Here is a 19,428-nt window from a genome sequence, read left to right on the forward strand (position 1 = left end):
TGTTTTTTTCCATAATATGGAATGATGTCTAGATTTTGGATTAAATAGATTGGTTTATTTCATCTTTCAATTGAGTGACCACAATTTCAAGGGTCTGTTTTATTTTCTCGAACAAGGAATATAAATCAGGCAATTCTTTATTTTGTTCCATAGTAATTAGTTCAAGCTGCTTTACTTCACTTTCAATAGAAGTGATTCCTATAGCTTGTATACTAGGTTTGATTTTATGGATCAGCTTTGCAATTTCAGCATAGTCTTTCTCATCAAACGCCTTTTGAATTAATGGAATTGTTGTTTCAGTCTGTCCAATAAATATTGACAGCATTTTCCGCATAAAATCTTTATCTCCTCTGCTGAGTATCTGTATGTTTTTAAGGTTGTAGAAATTTTCGCCTGCCTCCGGCACTGTCTTTATAGTATTTTCAGGGATTTTAACGTACTTGTAAATTACTTTAAGTAAATTTTCTTCATTAAATGGTTTTGTGATATAGTCATTCATTCCTGCATTAATACAGGTGTCTATTTCTGTTTTAAAAGCATTAGCACTTAGTGCTATCACAGGGACTTTAATCCCAAGTTCGTTTCGCAGTATTTTAGTTGTTTCAATACCATCCAATTCTGGCATTTGTAAATCCATCAGAATAATGTCAAATTGTTCCTTGCTTAATATTTCTAATGCTATTTTACCATTTTCAGCTTTGACTACGAAACATTCAAAATGTTTCAGAGATCTTTCTGCAACCAGCTGATTGAGCGGATTATCTTCTACCAGGAGCACTTTTGTACCCGCAATAGAAATATTTTGATTTTTCCAATTACTTTCTTTTAAAGCTTTTTCATCACCCTTGTCTAAAATCAGAACTATTGTAATACATGTTCCTGAGTTTTTTTCGCTTTTTACATTAATTTCTCCTTTCATAAGGTGAACAAGTTCCCGGGTAATAGACATTCCCAGACCTGTACCTCCATACTTTCTTGAAATTGAACTGTCTTCCTGATTAAATTTTTTGAATATATTGCGTACATATTCTTCACTCATTCCAATACCAGTATCCGTAATGCTGATCGAAATGGTCTGTTGGTTTAAAAAACTTTTCAGCACATTAGCTTCAACTTTGATATACCCTTCGTTGGTGAATTTCAAAGAATTACCAATGATATTATAGAGCACCTGTTCAAGTCTTAAAGAATCTCCTTTTAAAACCGGGAAAATATCTGAAGAGAAATCTGTAATAAGTTTAAGCTTTTTTTCTTCTGCTTTTGGCTTGAGAACGGAAGTGACTTTTTGAATACTGTCTTTTAAAGAAAAGCTTTTAATTTCCAAAGACATTTCTCCGGATTCAATTTTAGAAATATCGAGTATGTTATTAATAATGGATAATAAGTGCTGTGAAGCGTTATAGCTGTTTTCTACAAATTGTTTCGGTTCATCAGCAAGGTTGCTTCTTTTGAGTTCTCTCAGAAAACCAATGATACCGTTAAGGGGTGTTCGGATTTCATGGCTCATATTGGCAAGAAAAACCTCTTTAGCCTTGGACGCTTCCAGTGCTTTTGCTTTTTCAAGTTTTAACTCTTCTTCCAATTTTTTTTGGTCAGTAATATCAAGGTGGATTCCAATGGAGCCTAACAGATTTCCCTGATCATCATAATTAGGAGCACCGCTTACTGCCCACCATCTTATTTCTCCTCTCTTGTTTCTTACAGGAAGCTGATATACACTGGAAATTCCCTTTTTTCTCAGTTCTATCTGTTCTTGTAAAAACCGGACGTTATTTTCTCCGTACAAAAAGAGTGTACTTGGATTTTTACCCATTACTTCATCCAGTTCAAACCCTGACACATTACAAAAGCATTGGTTAGCATAGCGAATAATTTCATCATTATCTACTTCAATGAGTCCTAAGTTCATATTTGCAATAATATTCCGGTATTTTTCCTCTTGCTGCTTGATATAATCTTCTGCTCTTTTTCTTTTTCTAAGCTGTTCAGAGAGATACAGTGAAAGTTCTTTAAGATCTTCTGATTTTTTTATTTCAATATCAGAATCAATAATTTTTAATGATTCATAGAGGTTACTGATAGACTCATGTTTGAGTGTATTTTCATTTTTAAGACTTTGATATAGCTCCTGATATTCTTCTTCACTTTGTTTGAAAGCATAGTCCATCAGCTCTTTATCTCTTTCAAAGGATTTGTAAGATTCATTAACTGCATGAATGAAATTTTTAAATTGCGGATGATTTTTGCAATCTTCCGTAAGATATTTATTGATCTGTCTTTCGAGTAAATTGTGAAATTTGGTTTCCATAGCTATTCAATTTCATTAACTGTGGTGATGGTAATAGTCTGATTGTGCAGAGCACAGTTGCCGAACGGGCTTAAAGGAGATAACTCTCCGTAGGAGTAAAATCCGGTTAGTACAGTACTTGATTTAAAAACATCACGTACGATGTCCACTTCTTCATAGACTCTGTCTCCCAATACTATTTTTCTTCCTACACAGCTTATAATAATTCCCAGTTTAGGAGTATGTGTATTCATTTTAAGACATTGATTGGCTGCATCATTGGCTGCATCAATAAGTCTGTCCATGTTGGCTTTCATAAACCTTACTTTACTTCCTTCCGGCAAATCTCCGGCAAAAATCATCGTGTTATCTTTAATGGAAAGAATTGTTCTCACTACTGATAAAGAATCTTGGTGCATTGTAAGAGACAATGGAAAAAGAAGAGCAGAGGCGGGAAGGTCTTCGGCGTATTTCCCCAAATATTTTTTATAAAGATCTAATGCATTTTTATTATCAATTTCATAAAGAACATTATCATGTGACTTGGTCACCACTCTTTCAAGCCCAAAGCTTTCCCAGCCCCCAATTGAAGAATGAGATAATTCCAGGTTTGCGCCATAAAATCCAATGGCCAGAATCTTATTGGGTTCAGGAACCTGATTGAGTCCAACTACAGTTTTTTCAAATTTATCTCCATCCCCGGCCAGCCCACCAGAAATCAAAACTTCCTCGGGGCGGCTGGCATTAAGTCCGCGAACCAATTGACTGCCATTAACCTTACTGCCATCGGACAAAATAAAAACCCATTTAAGATCCTGAGAAGGAAGGTTTTCAATTAATTTTTTTCCTGCATCATAGCTGCATGAAAAGTCTTCAATATCAATCTGTGATGTTTTTATGTAAGCTGTTGAAAAGCTGATTATGGTTAAAGCTACCGTATCATCATAGACTTCATTACAGAAAATTTCTCCCGAAGAAGAAGACAGGGCTATCTCGGCATTAGGAAACTTTTCCTTTAAAAGAAGATAAAAGTTATCCTCTTCAATAATACTTCTGGCTCCATATCCTATAATGATTTGAGCTTCATGATAGTTAAGCTTTTCATCATTTCTTTCATATTTGAATTCTCCGTCCGTAAAAAGTAATTTAGCAACTTTCATCTAGTTATTTTCGATTTCAAGGTTATTAATAAGATTATATATAGTTGATTTGCCTATATCTAATAATTTTGCAGTTTTAATGACATCATTATTATTTTTTTTTAGAAAATGCAAAATAATATCGGTGGTATATTGTTTTAGCGTTTTTTGTTCATTGAGAAAAGATTCTGAGTCTTTTTCCAGATTGTAGAAATTAATGTCTTCTGCTGTAATTTCGTGATGGTCACACATCACACAGGCCAAATCAACAACGGATTTTAGCTCTCTTACATTTCCCGGGAAATGATAATCCAGAAGCTTCTTCCTTGCATCTGAAGATAAGCTTAAAGGTTTGCTCTTATTTTCCTTTGCGAAAAGATCTATAAAGTGTTTGGCCAAAATCAAAACATCCTGATCTCTTTCACGTAAAGGAGGAAGTTCAATGGGAAGGCCAATAATCCGGTAATAGAGATCCTCACGAAAATTTCCTTTTTTAACTTCTTGTGCCAGATTCTTATGTGTAGCTGTGATGATCCTTACGTTCAGTTCAATTTTCTGTTTTCCACCTACTCTTGTGATCTCTCGTTCCTGTAAGGCACGAAGAAGTTTGCTTTGAATGTTAAGATCAAGTTCTGCAATTTCATCTAAAAAAATAGTTCCTTCATTGGCCTGTTCAAATTTTCCGCTGGCTCTTTCTGTTGCACCTGTAAAAGCTCCTTTTTCGTGACCAAAAAACTCACTTTCTACAAGTTCTTTAGGAATCGCAGCCATATTGACAGCGATAAAAGGCTTGTTCTTTCTTGATGAATTATAATGGATGGCCTTCGCAACAACTTCTTTTCCGGTGCCGGTTTCTCCGGTAATGGAAACATTGATATTGGAAGTAAGTGCTTTATTAATTTTAGAAAATATACTTTTTATGGGATGGCTTTGTCCAATGATTGTTTTTTCAAACGTATATTTTTTTTCGAGCTCGTCTTTAAGATCTTCGACCTCTTGTTTTAAACTGATGTTTTCTTTCAATCTCATGATAGAATTCCACAAAAGTTCTTTTGTATGGTCATTCTTTACAATATAATCCTTGGCTCCCAGCTTTAGAAAATTGATGGCAACTTCAATATTTTCCTGTCCACTGATAACAATAATCGGGAGATCAGGATATATGTTTTTAATCTGTATAAAAAGTTCATCGCCCTGAATGTCTGGTAGCCCAAAATCAATACAAATGATATCTGGATTAAGATAAAGATTGGAAAGGCAGTCCTTTGCATTGTTGAATAACAGAACTTCATAATCAGGATTTAGCTGGAGATGATATTTTAGCATTTCTCCAAAAAAAATGTCATCATCAACAATAAAAATTTTACACATTTGCGTTGGTTTTAGTTTTTAAGTTTACTACTAAAATAATGAATTTTCATTATCTAATGAATTATTTTGTTGTAAAGATTAATAATTTGAAGTAATAATTAATTATTGTTGAATATCTGATGTGGAGTCGTGTAAGCAAAATCTCTATATTAATTACAGGATTAAGTACGTGTGGGTTTAAATTTTCACTGGGTAGGCTTTTATTTATTTGCCGCTTTTTTTTTGAAATATCCTTTTAATAAGAAATTATTTCTTGCTGCCGCCTCCAATTCTCTGAGTTCATCGACTCCTTTACCGATATTATTAATTGTGGAATCTACTGATCTGCCTAATCTGGGGTTATCAACCAATTTGGAAACAACGTTTTCTTCATTGTTGATTTTTGAGGTGAATTTTTTTAGATCATCAGAAGATTTCTCCAGATTATCCAGTGTTTTTTCCAATGAAGCAGCCAAAGTATCGTTTGTAGTGATTTTGGAAAGTATATTGTTTTTATCATTGAGCTTTTCGGCAAAAATACTGATCTGCCTTGAGCTGTTTTTTAAGTCAAGAACACTGCTTTCTACATTATCGCTCCAATTTTTATCAGTAAATATTTTATTAATGATTCCATCTTTGTTGCGAAGGGTAGGAGTAAATGATGCGAAATCATTCACGCTCGTCTGAATATTTTGTACTGTTTTATCTATCCGATTGGCAAAATCTTTACTGGTCATTACTTTTACCAATAAACCATCCTTATTATTCATTTTGGCTGTGAAATCAACCAAGCCGGTGGTAACGGTCTGGATATTGTCTGCACTTTTCTTGATACTGAAAAGTACATCTTCAATTTCTGTAGTTTTATATGAAGCAATTACTGCGTTATTACCAACCACTTTGGAAGAACCTGTTCCCGGAGAAATAACTAGTACTTTATCACCAACCAAACCGTCTGAAGCAATGCTTGCCACCGCATCTGTTTTGATATATCGCTGAACATTCTTTTTGATGCTCATTTTTACCATTACCAATGAATCAGAAATAAAGTCTATTTTACTGACAGTTCCGATGTTAATTCCTGAAAGGCGTACATTGCTGCCTTGTTTTAATCCGCTTACATTTTCGAATTCTGAACGCAAAATAAAGTTTGTACCGAATATATTTCTGTTAAGGCCAATAAAATAAATGGTCAATATAAAAAGAATAATTCCAGCTATAACGAAGACTCCTAATTTCAGATTGTTTGATGATTCATTTTTCATGACGTGTTATCTTTATTTTTCAAAAAATGACTTTACCCAAGCGTCTTTACTGTGCTCAATCAATTGATAGGTTCCTTCAATATTGACTTTCCCATCTTTCAGTACAATAATTCGGTCACTGGTATACTTTGCACATAGCAGATCATGGGTGATGATAATAGAGGTTGTATTAAACTTTTGCTTAATGCTGCAGATAAGCTCTATAATTTCTTTGGCAGTAATTGTATCCAATCCTCCGGTAGGTTCATCATAGATCATAATTTCAGGCTTTATAATCAGAGCTCTTGCAAGGCCTATTCTTTTTCGCATCCCTCCTGAAAGCTCTGAAGGCATTTTATCAATCGCTTCTTCAAGCCCAACATTGTATAATGCTTCAGTAATAGCCTTATTTATCTCTTCTTCACTTAGTTTTTTATTATGATGCTGTAAAGTGAACGCTAAATTTTGTCTCACTGTCATAGAATCATATAAAGCTCCGTTTTGAAACAGAAAACCAATTTTTTTTCTCACCTTGTTAAGCTCTTCTTCATTAAGGTTGGTTATGGCTTTTCCGTCAATATAGATGTCTCCTTCATCAATTTTGGTAAGACCTACAAGGCATTTTACCGTAACGGACTTTCCTGAACCTAATCTACCTAGTATCACCAGATTTTCTCCTTTTTTTACCTGAAAACTTATCCCGTCCAAAACCTTATTATTACCATAGGATTTATATACATTTTTAAACTCGATAAGAGGTCCGTTAGCTACAAGCATGGTAAATTCAGCATTCATTTTTACATATGTTTCCATTACAGTTCAAAAAATAAATCCGCAATCTGTACTGCTATCAGATCAATAATAAAGATCATCAGGGAAGCTGAAACTACGGCTGTGTTGGCCGCTTTTCCTACACTTTTTGTTCCTCCTTCAGCAGTAAACCCATGATAACAGCCGATAATTCCGATAAAAAAACCGAAAAAAAATGTTTTTAGGGTTGCGGGAAGAAGATCGGCATATTCCAGAGAGTCAAAAACATGGGAAAAATAATGGCTGATACTATTATCTCCGTGAATATTGATCCCTATAAAACCTCCTATGATTCCTACCAAATCTGCAAAAACAACTAAGATGGGTATCATTAATGTTGTGGCGAGAGTTCTTGTTACCACAAGATAGCGGTAAGGATTAATGGCAGAAACCTCCATAGCATCAATCTGTTCGGTAACCTTCATTGAGCCAAGCTCGGCACCTATTCCGGAGGATACTCTTCCTGCACAGATTAAAGCAGTAATAACCGGGGCAATTTCTCTTATTAATGAAAGTGAAACCATCCCAGGTATCCAGGATTCAGCCCCAAATTTTGACATCGCCGGACGGGATTGAATGGTAAGTACCAACCCCATGATAAAAGCGGTTACGGTTACCAGAGGCAATGACTGATATCCCACAACAAAACATTGTCTGGTAAACTCTTTATATTCAAAACCGGGTTTCAACATCTCTCTGAAAAACCGAGCAGAAAAGGAGGCAATATTGCCTGCAAGAGCAAAGCTTTTTGTAAGAAAAGATTTCACAATATTATGTTTAATTTCTGATAACCGGAATCGTTTACTTATACATTGTATTCATAATCGACTTCCAGTTTGTTTTTTAAATGTTTAATACCAGGCGTTTTCCAGGCAATCCGGCCTGCTTCTTCCTTTTGCTGCCATGAATGGACAGTTCCTGTCAGGGTTACTGTTGTACCAGATACAGAGACCGTTATTTCTCTTTCATCAACAGCACTTCTTTTCAATGCTTCCTCTACTTTTTTCTTGCTGACGGCATCTTTAGTATCAGGATTGATGGTGATATTATTAAAGATACCTTTTATTCCAGGGAGGAATTGTATTGCATTTTCAGTAATCTCTCTCTGATAATCCCAGGGAAGCTCACCATCCAGATCTACCCATCCGTTTTCTACCTTAACCTTTATCTTATCCTGGGGAATAATAACATTGGAAGTAAAAGCACTGATGATTTCAGCGCCAATTTCGATATCAGTTTTTACTTTTGAATCTGGAAGTTTTACCTGGATGTTTTCGACCAGTACTTTTACTCCGCTTACATTTCTGGCTGCATTCTTAGCCTGTTTTTTTTTCACGATACTATCAACAGTACCTGTTAATGAGACAACACCATCTGATGCAGTAACTCCTATTTCTGCCGGATGCAGCATAGGTTCCCATTTGATGGCTTCCTGAACATCCTGTTGTAATTGTTCATTTGTTTTCATTTGTAGTTAATTTTATGCCTCAAAGTTCAGAAAGACTTACTGTAAAAGGAATGATGGCAGTCATTCTGAAAAATGATGTTCATCATAGTGAAACTAATGTTTCGGTTTTTAAGCTGATCTTTCAAAGACAACTTATGATCACATTTATAAAAGAAAGATGCAGTAAAGGGCAATATCATTTTTTTATGTGATAAGGGTCATTATTCATAATGTTTTGAATTTGGAATTTTACATGATTAAATTCGGGATTATGAAAAATTTATTGAATTGGATAGCGGTCATTTTCGGTATTACATTTTTCTCTGGACAAGATGTCAGCTCTGTAAATCAAATAGAACTTGTATTGAGTAATAAAACTGAACTTTCAGAATTGAACTTTCCAAAATCTGTTAATCAGTTTTATAAACAGCACCAGTTTGAATATGTGTGGACTCATTCAACTATAAAACAAGACCTGCTTCAGGACGCGATTCTTTTACTTAAGGATGCAGGTAAGAAGGGATTGTCGGCAAAAGACTACCATCAGGAGAATCTTACTAGTGAAAGATTGAATACTTTAAGAAATCAACCTGAACAGACAAATACTAAGGACAATGAAGTAACGGATATTTTAATGACAGATGCACTAATTACCTTTATCAACGATCTGCATTTTGGAAAATATAATCCTTTTTTTAGTTCGTCTTTTATTGATAGTAATGATGATATAGAGGGCTTTCAAGCTGGAGAGATATTGTATCAGGCAGTTAAGAAAGGTGATTTGTCAAAAGCAGTTCTTGATGTTGAACCTAAAATTAAGGAATATATTGATCTTCAGAATTACCTGAATATGATCTTTAAAGGTAATAGTGTCTCCAACCAGGAATCAGAAATTAAAAAGATAGCCATTAATATGGAGCGTTTACGCTGGATGGTTGTTAGTAGAGATGTCTATCTGTTGGTAAATATTCCTTCTTATTCTCTGGATTTTGTTCAAAAAGATAAGATACTCACGTATAATGTGATTGTAGGAAAGCCTTCTACTCCTAGTCCTGTTTTAAAAAGCACAGTTGATTATTTTACAACAGGCCCTGATTGGAAAGTTCCTCAAAATATATTCATAAAAGAGATGCTTCCTAAAATAGTAAAGAACAGTCAGTATCTGGAAGAACATCATTATTCACTGTATAACAGATCAGGAAAAGCAATACCCGTTACATCATCGAATTTGAAACAAGTTTATAAAAATCCATATCAATACAGTATAAGGCAGTCTTCAGGCTGTGATAATGCACTTGGAGCAGTCGTTTTCAGATTTTCAAATTCCTATGGAGTGTATCTTCACGATACCTCTCAGAAACAATTATTTGGCAAAAGCCAACGGGCTTTAAGCCATGGTTGCATCCGTGTAGAAAAGGCTGGCGAGCTGGCTGGTGAGCTGCTGAAATATGATGGTGCTGCAAATGAAATTCCGCTTATGAAATCTTTGATGGATCGTTATGAAAGAAAAGATTTCGTTTTAAGGCAGCCCGTTCCAATCATGATCACATACCTTACCTGCCGTATAAAAAATGGACAGCTTGTGTTTTATAATGACATTTATAATCTTGATCCTATTTTGGAAAGTAAACTTCAATTTAAATAACTGAAATAATGAGAACAATTGTAGTACCCACTGATTTTTCGGAGCCCGCCAGAACTGCCGCAGAATATGCTCTTCATCTGGCACATGCATTAAAAAGTAATCTAGAACTATGTCACGCCTTCAATATTCCTATTGAGGAACCAATGTTCGGACAGACCGCATGGGCCTTGTATGAATATCCTGTATTAAAGAAAGAATATGAGGACGAACTAAAGAAAGAAGTTAAAAACATTGAATCCGAAGAAAAAAAAATCTGGGGTGAGGATGCTTTTCCCTTTCATCCTTCTATCTATTATACATGTGAAACAGGAGATCCGATCCGACTGATTAATGACACAGCGGCGAGAAACAGAACATTACTGGTGGTAATGGGAATGAAGGGAGCGAGTAATCTTGCACGATTCCTTCTGGGAAGTAACAGTATCAAAATGATTGAACATACGGAATATCCGCTACTTCTCATCCCATCAGGATATCAGTATAAAGATCTGAAAAAAATTGCATTTGCAACAGATCTGAATGTACAGGATATAAAAATATCACATGCACTCATCAAATTTGCGGACTATTTCAATGCTGAGCTTCTTATTACCCATATTACAGACACCGCTGTTGATCTCATAGAAAATATCTCCTATCAGCAGAAGAAAGATACTTTTTTTAAAGATCTTGAGGGAAAAATCTGTTATAACTATATTGAAAGCGACAGTATTGATACAGGATTGAATATTTTAAAAGATAAAAATATAGATATGCTGGTTATGGGACATCAACAAAAAGGTTTTATAAGAAGGCTTATTGCCGGTAGCCATGCAGCCAGACAAGCTCAGGATTTACAGATTCCTTTATTGATTATTCCGGAAGGAGGTCATATCTATTTTTAGATTCTAAAAATATGGACGAAAATAATAATTAAGAAATATGTATTTTGTTGACATATTAAAGTGTTTTACAGGAAATTGATTTAAAATACTTATCTTTAATAGGGGTAAGTATTTATTTTTTTATGGAAAGCGCCAGGCTCTTGCAAGCAATTATAGAAACAGCAATAGACGGAATTATTACTATTGACAGTCAGGGGAGGATTGAAAATTTAAATCCCTCTGCATTAAAGATATTTGGGTATACAGAAGAAGAATTAATCGGTAAAAATATTTCTGTATTAATGCCGGAACCCCATCACAGCAGACATGACGGGTATCTGTTGCGCTATCAGCAGACAGGAGAAAAAAAAATAATTGGTAAAGGCAGAGAGGTAAAAGGTCTTAGAAAGGATGGCTCCCAATTTCCGTTCAGACTTGCTGTAAGCGAAGTCCAGCTTCAAAACAGGGTTATTTATACTGGGTTTATACACGATCTCTCTAAGGAGAAAGAAGCTGAGGAATTTCTTAAAAAATATACAACTGAGCTGGAAGAGCTGGTTGAGAAGAGAACAAAATCTCTTCAACAAATGTTAAGTGCCTTGGAAAAGGCAAAAGAAGAAGCAAATCTTTCTCTTGAGAAAGAAAAAGAGCTTAACCGCATGAAAAGTCGTTTTGTATCTATGGCTTCGCATGAATTTCGTACCCCTTTAAGCTCGATGCAACTTTCTGTAGTTCTCATTGAAAAGTATCTTCAGCTTGCTGATCATTCTCAGATCCTAAAACACCTTCATAAAATAAAAAATGCAATCACTGGTCTCAATGGAATTCTTAACGATTTTCTTTCTCTGGAGAAGTTGGAAGCTGGTATTGTAACCCCGGATTATCACGAGTTTGATATAATAAAATTCTCGGAAGAACTTGTAGAAGAAATGCAGTTGATAACCAAAGACAATCAAATTGTAATTTATCAACATACCGGAGTAGAAAATATTGTAAATCTGGATCAGAATTTATTAAGGAACTGTCTTATGAACCTCATCAGCAATGCGATCAAATACTCCGGAGAAGATACGCTTATTGAGTTTTGTACAGAAATAAATAAAGAATATTATCAGATGACGGTAAAAGATAACGGAATTGGAATACCTGAAGATGACCAGGCAGGGCTTTTTCAGCCTTTTTTCAGAGCTCATAATATTGGTAATATTCCGGGAACCGGCCTGGGATTAAATATTGTTCTACGGTATGTTAATCTGATGAATGGAAAAATTGATTTTAACAGCGGACCTGGTAATGGAACTCAGTTTACGTTGTCTTTTAATAGAAAATAACAGTTTTATTATTTCATGGAAAAAATAAAGATATTGATCATTGAAGATAATGATGACATCCGGGAAAGCACTTCCGAAATTCTGATGCTGGCTGGATATGAAGTTTTGCAGGCAAAAAATGGTAAACAGGGAGTAGAGCTGGCCATCAAATATATACCTGACATCATATTGTGTGATATTATGATGCCGGAACTCGATGGGTATGGGGTACTGTATCTCTTAAGCAAGAGAGAAGAAACTTCACTGATTCCCTTTATCTTTATTACTGCTAAAGCGGATAGGGCAGAAATACGCAGAGGAATTGAAATGGGAGCAGATGATTATCTGACAAAACCGTTTGATGATATTGAGCTTTTAAATGCAATTGAGGGCAGACTTAAGAAAAAAGAACATCAGAAAAAGTTTTATAGCAGTAACTCTGAACAGATGGATCATCTGTTTCAACCTGTAAATGGTCTGGATGAGCTGAAAAAATCTTTTGATGATCGCAAAATCAAAATCCTTAAAAAGAAACAGATTATATACGCGGAAGGTGATACAGCAAATACAGTATACCTTATACTTTCCGGGTCGGTGAAAACTACAAAAATGACAGAAGATGGAAAAGAGCTGATGACCTGTGTATATTACCCTGACGAATATTTTGGAATTACCTCATTGTTTACAGGAAGAGAGTATAAAGAAACGGCCGAAGTACTTGAAGATGCTGCCTTGCGCTCTATTCCCAGAGAGGAGCTGGATCAGTTGGTATGTAAATATCCTGATGTGGCAGAAAAGTTTATTAAAATTCTGGCGCAAAGTGTTGTTAACCATGAACAGCAGCTTTTACACCTTGCTTATTTTTCAGTAAGAAAAAGAATGGCGGAAATCCTCAGCAAATTATACCAGGCCCATTCAGAGACAGGAAATTTTGAAATTTCCAGAGAGAATCTTGCTTCTATGGCCGGTATGGCTATCGAAACAGTGAGCAGGATACTTGGAGATTTTAAAGAAGAAGGTCTTATTGACAGAAATGCAGGTAGAATTACAATTTTGGACATTACACGATTACAGAAAATGAAAAATTGAAATACAGATCATTTTTAATAATGATTTTGAACACGGTTGGCTTTTTTATTCTTCAATACATTTGATGAATGAAAAAAAGCTATGAAAGTGATCGCGTACAATACAAGTCAGATTGACAAACAATTTCTTGCTTTAGCCAATCATAAAAGGCATAAAATTACCATCATCAGCGTTCCGTTGGATGAGGCAACAGTATATTTTGCCGAGGCAAAAGATGTTGTTATCATTAACGGTAACGACTGTTCTGTTTCATCCGTTATTCTTAAAATTCTTATTTCTTTAGGAGTCAGATATATTATAGCATGGTTTAAAGATCCATTTAAAGATGATGTACCCGAAATAAGAAATGATAGATTACGATGGGCGTCTGTCAGAAATGCAGATCCGTCCGATGCCTATGAAGTTATCGATATTATTAATAGGTGGCAGAAGGATGATGACGGTCACAATTAAATGCAATGACTGTCACTGTTTCTGAATATGTCTTATGGTACCTTTGATCTCTAATCAAATACGATTATTATGAAAACTTTAGCCCAAAAACAATCTGCAGCAAAACTATTAACAGAAGAGTTCTGGAGTACAAATAAGATTCTTAACCAGCCTGTTAAAATAGAACATTCAGTCAATATTATTGATAAAAACGGGAATTATAAGATATTGGTCAATGCTCCCGGTTTTAAGAAAGCCGATTTTAAGGTAAGGGTGGAAAACGGCATTTTGAATATTCAGGCTTATACATCAGGTAAAAAAGAGGAAGTTAAGAAAAATTATGTTAGGAAAGAATTTTTAACCTCTTCTCTTGCAAGGAGTTTCAGACTTCCGGAAGGTATTGATGTCAGTAATATTAAAGCCCACTATAGAAATGGCCGCCTATACATCAAAATGGGCAAAGCAAATACTGTAAAGCAAATGAATAAAAAAGTAAAAGTCCAATAAAATTGTATTACCATGAACGCTATAACTCTAACATCACTCGGCGGCGCAGAAACTGTTACCGGATCGAAGCATTTATTAAAAACTCCTGAACTTACAATCTTAATTGATTGTGGCTTGTTTCAGGGAGTAAAATACCTTAGAGAGCAAAACTGGATGCCATTGAATACCGATGTTTCGGAAATAGATGCCATTATTCTTACCCATGCTCACCTTGATCATTGCGGATATATTCCACTTATCGTAAAGAATGGATTTAAAGGTAAAATTTACATGAGTGGCCCTACTAAGGAACTTACAAAGCTAATATTACTTGATAGCGCCAAACTGCAGGAAGAAGATGCTGAAAAAGCCAACCGTCATCATTATACAAGACATAATCCGGCAAAACCTTTGTATACGATAAATGATGCAGAAAGATCTTTTAAACAGTTTTATGTGATTGATGAAAATGAGGAAATTAGACTAAGCGATCATATAAGCTGTATGTTTAAACCCTGTGGACATATTATAGGAGCGTGCTCTGTAAAAATTACCTGCTTTGGGAAAATAATAGTTTTTTCTGGAGATATTGGAAGAAATCACAGTGCAGTTTTAGCTCCTCCCGATTTTTTTTCCCAAGCTGATTTTTTGGTTATGGAATCAACTTATGGGGACAGACTTCACGAAAATAAAGACTTGTCTGATCAGTTGGAGTATTGGATTAATAAGACCCTAAAAGACCGGGGAAATATAATTATTCCCTGCTTTGCGGTTGGACGGGCACAGGAAATCATGTATATCCTTCAGGAACTTAAAAACAAAAATAAAATCCCAGTCAGTATTCCAGTGGTTCTGGATAGCCCTATGGCAGCTTCAGCCACCGAAATTATGGTCAGGTACTCTGGTTACACTTTGGTTGATACCCAGAAATGGAATGATATTATTGAAAAGATTTATATCACAAAAGATTATACTGAAACTCAGGAAATCATCGCAGAAAAAAAATCAAAAATTATCATTGCGGGAAGTGGTATGATTACTGGCGGAAGAGTGCTGGAATATCTGAAACACTATATTGGGGACAGTAGAAATACGGTCCTCATTGTTGGATTTCAGGCTGAAGGTACAAGGGGGAGAGCACTGCTCAACCGGTCTCACGAGCTGAAAATGCACGGGAAATTCTATGAGGTCAGAGCCCATATTGCAGAAATCACGGGACTATCTGCTCATGCAGACCAGTCTGAATTAATAGAGTGGGTTAAAAAATATGAAATTCCTCCCAAGCAGATTATGCTTGTTCACGGAGAATCTTCTGCATTGGAGGCACTTAGGGTGAAAATTCAAACAGATCTTCAGTTTCCGGTTAAAATTCTTAAAAAAGATGAAGAAATTATTTTAACACAAGTGGAATAGGGAATTATTATTTAAATAGTAAACAACATTGCCACAGAAGCGGTGGCCATAAAGAAAAATGTCGCCCATAATAAGCTTTTTGAAAGCCATCTGCTTTTAAATTCTCCCATAATACTTTCACTTGCTGATATCCGGATAATCAGAAACAAAAGAGGTACAGCTGCTATGCCATTGAGAACTGCGGTATAAACAAGAGCTTTTACTGGGTTTATACCAATAAAATTCATACAAAGGCCAATAAGGGTAGAAATAATAATAACCATATAAAATCCTTTTGCTTTTGTAAATTTCATATCTAAACTGGCTTTCCAGTTAAGAGCTTCTGAAACGGCATAAGATGCTGATCCTGAGAGAACGGGGACAGCAAGCAAACCCAGGCCGATGATGCCGATGGCAAATATAATTTTGGATATCAATCCAGAATTTGGAAATGACTGCACTAAAGGTTCCAGAGCTTTTGCCGCATCAGCTGCGGTATTAATATCTGTTATATTAGCGCTGTGCAAGACGGTTCCTCCGACCAAAATAATACACCATGTGGTAAATTCGGAAATGATCATGCCTATATTATTATCTTTTCTCATCGCATGAATATGACGCCATCCGATTTGGGGTTTCCCATCTTGTATTAACCCCTTTTTATTTTCTTCTTCCACTTCCTGTGAAGCCTGCCAAAAGAACATATAAGGAGTAATAGTTGTTCCAAACACTCCGGTTATTATGAAAAGAAAATTAAATGAAAATTCAAAATGAGGAATAACAGAGGCTTTTAGTATTTCTTTCCAGGGTTGATCAATGATGAATACAGTAAGAGGGTAGGCAAGAAGAGATAATGCCAGCCACTTTAGAAATTTTGAATACACCTGGTAGCTGGCGAATATCTCCAAGACCAATATACTGATAGTAAAAACAAGCATCAGTATGATAATATCAACAGGGATAATTAATTGTGCGGCAGCGGCCATTGCTCCAATATCCGCCCCGATATTAATCGTATTGGCAATTACCACAAGCCCTACTGAACTGTACAATATTCTCTTACTGTAATGCATTTTGATTACTCCCGTAAGCCCCTTACCGGTAACCATTCCTATTCTTGCACAAGCTTCCTGTACCGCAATCATAAAGGGAAGCATATAAAGTGCTGTCCATAGCTGTCCATAACCAAATTGAGCTCCTGTCTGAGAGTATGTTGCAATTCCAGACGGATCATCATCGGCAGCACCAGTCGTTAATCCCGGACCTAATAACCCAAAGAATTTTCTTATCCTCCTGGTGTGGGTTTGAACGTAACGTTTGGCAGACATATCGTAATAAAGATTTGTTTTCTACAAGATACTATTAAAATGACTAATAATCAATATGTTTTTTCAATTCCATTATACATAATATATTGCAATACATACATTAATAATTAAAAAAGCCCGGGATTTATATTGTAAAATAGCGACCAAATCAACAGGGTAATCTTATTAAAGCGTTTGATATTTATAAATATTAAGTTTATAAATATACTATATGTTTTTAATTTCTTTCTTATGATTTCATTTTTTTTAATCTAATTGGTGATATGTAAAATATTGTTTATTAGTGTTTTATTGTTTTATTTCCTTTTGTTTAAAACCCAATCTTTGTATTTCTTTAATTAATAATTTTTAAATAAAACAATTTAAAGTATATTTATATACATATTTTAGTATATTTGTATACTAATTTGATTGATATGAATTTTGATCTTTTAAAATCAGTTTTGGAACTTGTTCATCAATTCATTCAGCAAAATGAAAATAAGGCATTATATAATAATGATCTTCAAGGGTTTATACATTGGATTAATGATTGCCATAAAAATCCTTCTGAATCAGAAAATCCTTGGTGGGTAGGGAAGGAATTAGGAAGAGGTTCCGAGAGTATTATTAATACCTTACTTATAAGAATAGGACGGTTTGCGAAAATGTATTCCCGATCAATTGGGAATTCTGTTTTTTCAAGCCAGGATAATTTTATTTATCTGATCAGTTTAAGGACAAGGGGAGCAATGTCTAAAATGGAACTTATCGGCCATAATGTAAGTGAAAAATCTTCAGGGATACTAATTATTAACCGTTTGATTCATAATGGTTGGGCTGAACAGACAAAATCTCAGGAAGATAAAAGAAAAAAATATATTCAGATAACAGAAAAAGGAATTTCGGTGCTTGAGGAGCATATGCAGGAGATTCGTAAAGTTTCAAAGATAGTGGTGGGGAATTTGACCCGTTCTGAACAAATGTTACTCATTACCATACTTTCTAAATTGGACAAATTCCATGATTCTTTTTACAAAATGAATTTAACAACTGCCAGTTTACTGGATATGGTGAATAAGGAACTCAATTGATACGATATAAGATTATCTGTTAAAACTATTAGATAAATACCAATGAATACTGGAAACTTAAGAAAGAGAATTGCAGTGATAGGTTCTGGATTTTCAGGACTCTCAGCAGCTGCTTATGCCGCAAAATCCGGCAATGAAGTGCATGTATTTGAAAAGCATAACCAACCTGGTGGCCGTGCAAGGCAGTTTAAAACAGATAAAGGCTATGTTTTTGATATGGGCCCTAGCTGGTACTGGATGCCTGATATTATTGAGAGATTTTTCAATGATTTTGATTGCAAAGTGTCTGATTTTTTTACACTTGTTTCCTTAGACCCACAGTTTGAAATGGTTTTCTCAGGAGAAAAAGTTTCTGTTCCTGGAGATAATGATGCTATAAGAGAACTTTTTGAAGCAACAGAAAGTGGAGCAGGTAATCAGTATGACAGATTTATGGAGTCTGCTAGATTTAAGTATGAAATCGGAATGAAGGAATTTGTTACCAAGCCCTGCTACAGCTGGCGTGAATTTGCTTCTTTAAAAATAGCAAACAGTGCTCTCAAGCTTGATCTTCTCAGTAATTTCCGAAAGTATGTATCAGGATACTTTTCTGATGAAAAATTAAAATCTCTGATGGAGTTTCCGGTTATATTCCTCGGAGCTTCTCCCCAGCAGATTCCTGCCCTGTACAGCCTTATGAATTACGGAGGCTATGTTTTGGGCACAAAATATCCTATGGGAGGCTTTTATCAACTTGTTCTTGCTATGAAAGAGGTAGGAGAAAAACAGGGTGTAACGTTTCATTTTAATCATGAAGTACAAAAAATAAATACGGAAAAAGGAAAGGTATCTTCCATAATAGTGGATGGTAAAACATATGAATTTGATGCGGTCATTGCTTCATCAGATTATCATCATACAGAAAGACTGCTTCCCAAATCGCTCAGAAACTATAAAGATGAATATTGGAAGACGAGAACCTTCGCCCCCTCTTGTCTTATTTATTATTTGGGAATAAGAGGAAGAATACCCCATTTAAAACATCATACTTTGTTTTTTGAAAATGAACTTGATAATCATATAGATTGTATTTATAAAAATAAAAAATGGCCCAAAAAGCCTCTCTTTTATACATGTTGCCCTTCCAAGACAGATCCGGATGTAGCTCCTGAAGGTTGTGAGAATCTTTTTTTACTGCTACCCCTTGCCCCTGGCATACATGATGAGGAACCTGTTAGGGAAAAATATTTGATGGAAATGCTTGAAAGAATTGAAAAACATACCGGTGAAACCGATCTTATTTCCAGAATTGAATATAAAAGAAGCTATTGTGTAAGCGATTTTATTTCGGATTATAATGCTTATCAGGGTAATGCCTACGGGTTATCTAATACTTTATCACAGACGGCAGTTTTAAAACCCAAGATAAGGAACAGAAAGATCGGGAATCTGTTCTATACAGGACAGTTGACGGTTCCCGGTCCCGGAGTTCCTCCCTCGGTAATTTCAGGGAAAATTGTGGCGGCTGAAGTTAGTAAACTAAAAATAAAATAA

Annotated in this window: 17 protein-coding genes; 9 read left to right on the forward strand and 8 right to left on the reverse strand. The window is 35.2% G+C overall.

The features are described from left to right. Positions 1–40: 40 nt before the first annotated feature. The 7 genes from RHP76_RS02455 to RHP76_RS02485 all read right to left on the reverse strand — a co-directional run bounded on the left by RHP76_RS02455 (position 41) and on the right by RHP76_RS02485 (position 8,298). Complete coding sequence (locus RHP76_RS02455; RefSeq protein ID WP_311229394.1) at positions 41–2,308, reverse strand: PAS domain-containing hybrid sensor histidine kinase/response regulator; 2,268 nt, start codon at positions 2,306–2,308, stop codon at positions 41–43. Between the two features lie 2 nt (positions 2,309–2,310). Then, complete coding sequence (locus RHP76_RS02460) at positions 2,311–3,447, reverse strand: FIST signal transduction protein (protein WP_280211537.1); 1,137 nt, start codon at positions 3,445–3,447, stop codon at positions 2,311–2,313. Next, positions 3,448–4,797 (reverse strand): sigma-54-dependent transcriptional regulator, encoded by a 1,350-nt coding sequence (locus RHP76_RS02465; protein ID WP_120230977.1) that lies wholly within the window; start codon positions 4,795–4,797, stop codon positions 3,448–3,450. Between the two features lie 200 nt (positions 4,798–4,997). Next, on the reverse strand, positions 4,998–6,041 hold the full coding sequence (locus RHP76_RS02470) for an MlaD family protein (protein WP_311229395.1): 1,044 nt from the start codon (positions 6,039–6,041) through the stop codon (positions 4,998–5,000). A gap of 12 nt (positions 6,042–6,053) precedes the next feature. Beyond that, complete coding sequence (locus tag RHP76_RS02475; RefSeq protein WP_311229396.1) at positions 6,054–6,833, reverse strand: ABC transporter ATP-binding protein; 780 nt, start codon at positions 6,831–6,833, stop codon at positions 6,054–6,056. Further along, positions 6,833–7,597 carry an MlaE family ABC transporter permease gene (locus tag RHP76_RS02480; RefSeq protein WP_277694694.1) on the reverse strand — a complete coding sequence of 255 codons (765 nt, stop codon included), beginning with the start codon at positions 7,595–7,597 and terminating at the stop codon, positions 6,833–6,835. Before RHP76_RS02480 ends, RHP76_RS02475 begins: the two co-directional genes overlap by 1 nt. Positions 7,598–7,635: 38 nt before the next feature. Beyond that, complete coding sequence (locus RHP76_RS02485; RefSeq protein WP_311229397.1) at positions 7,636–8,298, reverse strand: BON domain-containing protein; 663 nt, start codon at positions 8,296–8,298, stop codon at positions 7,636–7,638. Positions 8,299–8,548: 250 nt separating this feature from the next. On the opposite strand from RHP76_RS02485, the gene RHP76_RS02490 reads away from it, so the two are divergent. From RHP76_RS02490 to RHP76_RS02520, 7 genes are all read left to right on the forward strand, one after another. Further along, on the forward strand, positions 8,549–9,922 hold the full coding sequence (locus tag RHP76_RS02490) for a L,D-transpeptidase scaffold domain-containing protein (RefSeq protein ID WP_311229398.1): 1,374 nt from the start codon (positions 8,549–8,551) through the stop codon (positions 9,920–9,922). Between the two features lie 8 nt (positions 9,923–9,930). Next, positions 9,931–10,806: a universal stress protein gene (locus tag RHP76_RS02495; RefSeq protein ID WP_280211521.1), complete on the forward strand. Its 876-nt coding sequence runs from the start codon at positions 9,931–9,933 to the stop codon at positions 10,804–10,806. A 140-nt stretch (positions 10,807–10,946) separates the two neighbouring features. Next, positions 10,947–12,116 (forward strand): PAS domain-containing sensor histidine kinase, encoded by a 1,170-nt coding sequence (locus RHP76_RS02500; protein WP_253297196.1) that lies wholly within the window; start codon positions 10,947–10,949, stop codon positions 12,114–12,116. Positions 12,117–12,131: 15 nt separating this feature from the next. Beyond that, complete coding sequence (locus tag RHP76_RS02505) at positions 12,132–13,184, forward strand: response regulator (RefSeq protein WP_062669948.1); 1,053 nt, start codon at positions 12,132–12,134, stop codon at positions 13,182–13,184. 81 nt (positions 13,185–13,265) lie between these two features. Then, positions 13,266–13,637: a hypothetical protein gene (locus tag RHP76_RS02510; RefSeq protein WP_216444712.1), complete on the forward strand. Its 372-nt coding sequence runs from the start codon at positions 13,266–13,268 to the stop codon at positions 13,635–13,637. Positions 13,638–13,706: 69 nt separating this feature from the next. After that, on the forward strand, positions 13,707–14,123 hold the full coding sequence (locus tag RHP76_RS02515; RefSeq protein WP_311229399.1) for an Hsp20/alpha crystallin family protein: 417 nt from the start codon (positions 13,707–13,709) through the stop codon (positions 14,121–14,123). 12 nt (positions 14,124–14,135) lie between these two features. Beyond that, complete coding sequence (locus RHP76_RS02520; protein WP_311229400.1) at positions 14,136–15,515, forward strand: MBL fold metallo-hydrolase RNA specificity domain-containing protein; 1,380 nt, start codon at positions 14,136–14,138, stop codon at positions 15,513–15,515. A gap of 11 nt (positions 15,516–15,526) precedes the next feature. Here RHP76_RS02520 and RHP76_RS02525 read toward each other — a convergent pair whose 3' ends face one another. Continuing rightward, positions 15,527–16,822, reverse strand: coding sequence for an NRAMP family divalent metal transporter (locus RHP76_RS02525; protein WP_311229401.1), 1,296 nt, complete (start codon positions 16,820–16,822; stop codon positions 15,527–15,529). Between the two features lie 416 nt (positions 16,823–17,238). Here RHP76_RS02525 and RHP76_RS02530 point away from each other — a divergent pair, with 416 nt between their 5' ends. Further along, positions 17,239–17,895: a MarR family winged helix-turn-helix transcriptional regulator gene (locus tag RHP76_RS02530; RefSeq protein ID WP_311229402.1), complete on the forward strand. Its 657-nt coding sequence runs from the start codon at positions 17,239–17,241 to the stop codon at positions 17,893–17,895. Between the two features lie 42 nt (positions 17,896–17,937). Next, on the forward strand, positions 17,938–19,428 hold the full coding sequence (locus RHP76_RS02535) for a bifunctional phytoene desaturase/3,4-desaturase (RefSeq protein WP_311229403.1): 1,491 nt from the start codon (positions 17,938–17,940) through the stop codon (positions 19,426–19,428).

The organism is Chryseobacterium sp. SG20098, assembly GCF_031844745.1.
In the GTDB taxonomy this organism is placed as follows: Bacteria; Bacteroidota; Bacteroidia; order Flavobacteriales; family Weeksellaceae; genus Chryseobacterium; species Chryseobacterium cucumeris.

Coding starts and splice junctions, on each gene's coding strand:
- RHP76_RS02455 (WP_311229394.1), bottom strand. CDS start 2,308: ATGGAAACCAAATTTCACAATTTACTCGAAAGACAGATCAATAAATAT.
- RHP76_RS02460 (WP_280211537.1), bottom strand. CDS start 3,447: ATGAAAGTTGCTAAATTACTTTTTACGGACGGAGAATTCAAATATGAA.
- RHP76_RS02465 (WP_120230977.1), bottom strand. CDS start 4,797: ATGTGTAAAATTTTTATTGTTGATGATGACATTTTTTTTGGAGAAATG.
- RHP76_RS02470 (WP_311229395.1), bottom strand. CDS start 6,041: ATGAAAAATGAATCATCAAACAATCTGAAATTAGGAGTCTTCGTTATA.
- RHP76_RS02475 (WP_311229396.1), bottom strand. CDS start 6,833: ATGGAAACATATGTAAAAATGAATGCTGAATTTACCATGCTTGTAGCT.
- RHP76_RS02485 (WP_311229397.1), bottom strand. CDS start 8,298: ATGAAAACAAATGAACAATTACAACAGGATGTTCAGGAAGCCATCAAA.
- RHP76_RS02490 (WP_311229398.1), top strand. CDS start 8,549: ATGAAAAATTTATTGAATTGGATAGCGGTCATTTTCGGTATTACATTT.
- RHP76_RS02495 (WP_280211521.1), top strand. CDS start 9,931: ATGAGAACAATTGTAGTACCCACTGATTTTTCGGAGCCCGCCAGAACT.
- RHP76_RS02505 (WP_062669948.1), top strand. CDS start 12,132: ATGGAAAAAATAAAGATATTGATCATTGAAGATAATGATGACATCCGG.
- RHP76_RS02510 (WP_216444712.1), top strand. CDS start 13,266: ATGAAAGTGATCGCGTACAATACAAGTCAGATTGACAAACAATTTCTT.
- RHP76_RS02515 (WP_311229399.1), top strand. CDS start 13,707: ATGAAAACTTTAGCCCAAAAACAATCTGCAGCAAAACTATTAACAGAA.
- RHP76_RS02520 (WP_311229400.1), top strand. CDS start 14,136: ATGAACGCTATAACTCTAACATCACTCGGCGGCGCAGAAACTGTTACC.
- RHP76_RS02525 (WP_311229401.1), bottom strand. CDS start 16,822: ATGTCTGCCAAACGTTACGTTCAAACCCACACCAGGAGGATAAGAAAA.
- RHP76_RS02530 (WP_311229402.1), top strand. CDS start 17,239: ATGAATTTTGATCTTTTAAAATCAGTTTTGGAACTTGTTCATCAATTC.
- RHP76_RS02535 (WP_311229403.1), top strand. CDS start 17,938: ATGAATACTGGAAACTTAAGAAAGAGAATTGCAGTGATAGGTTCTGGA.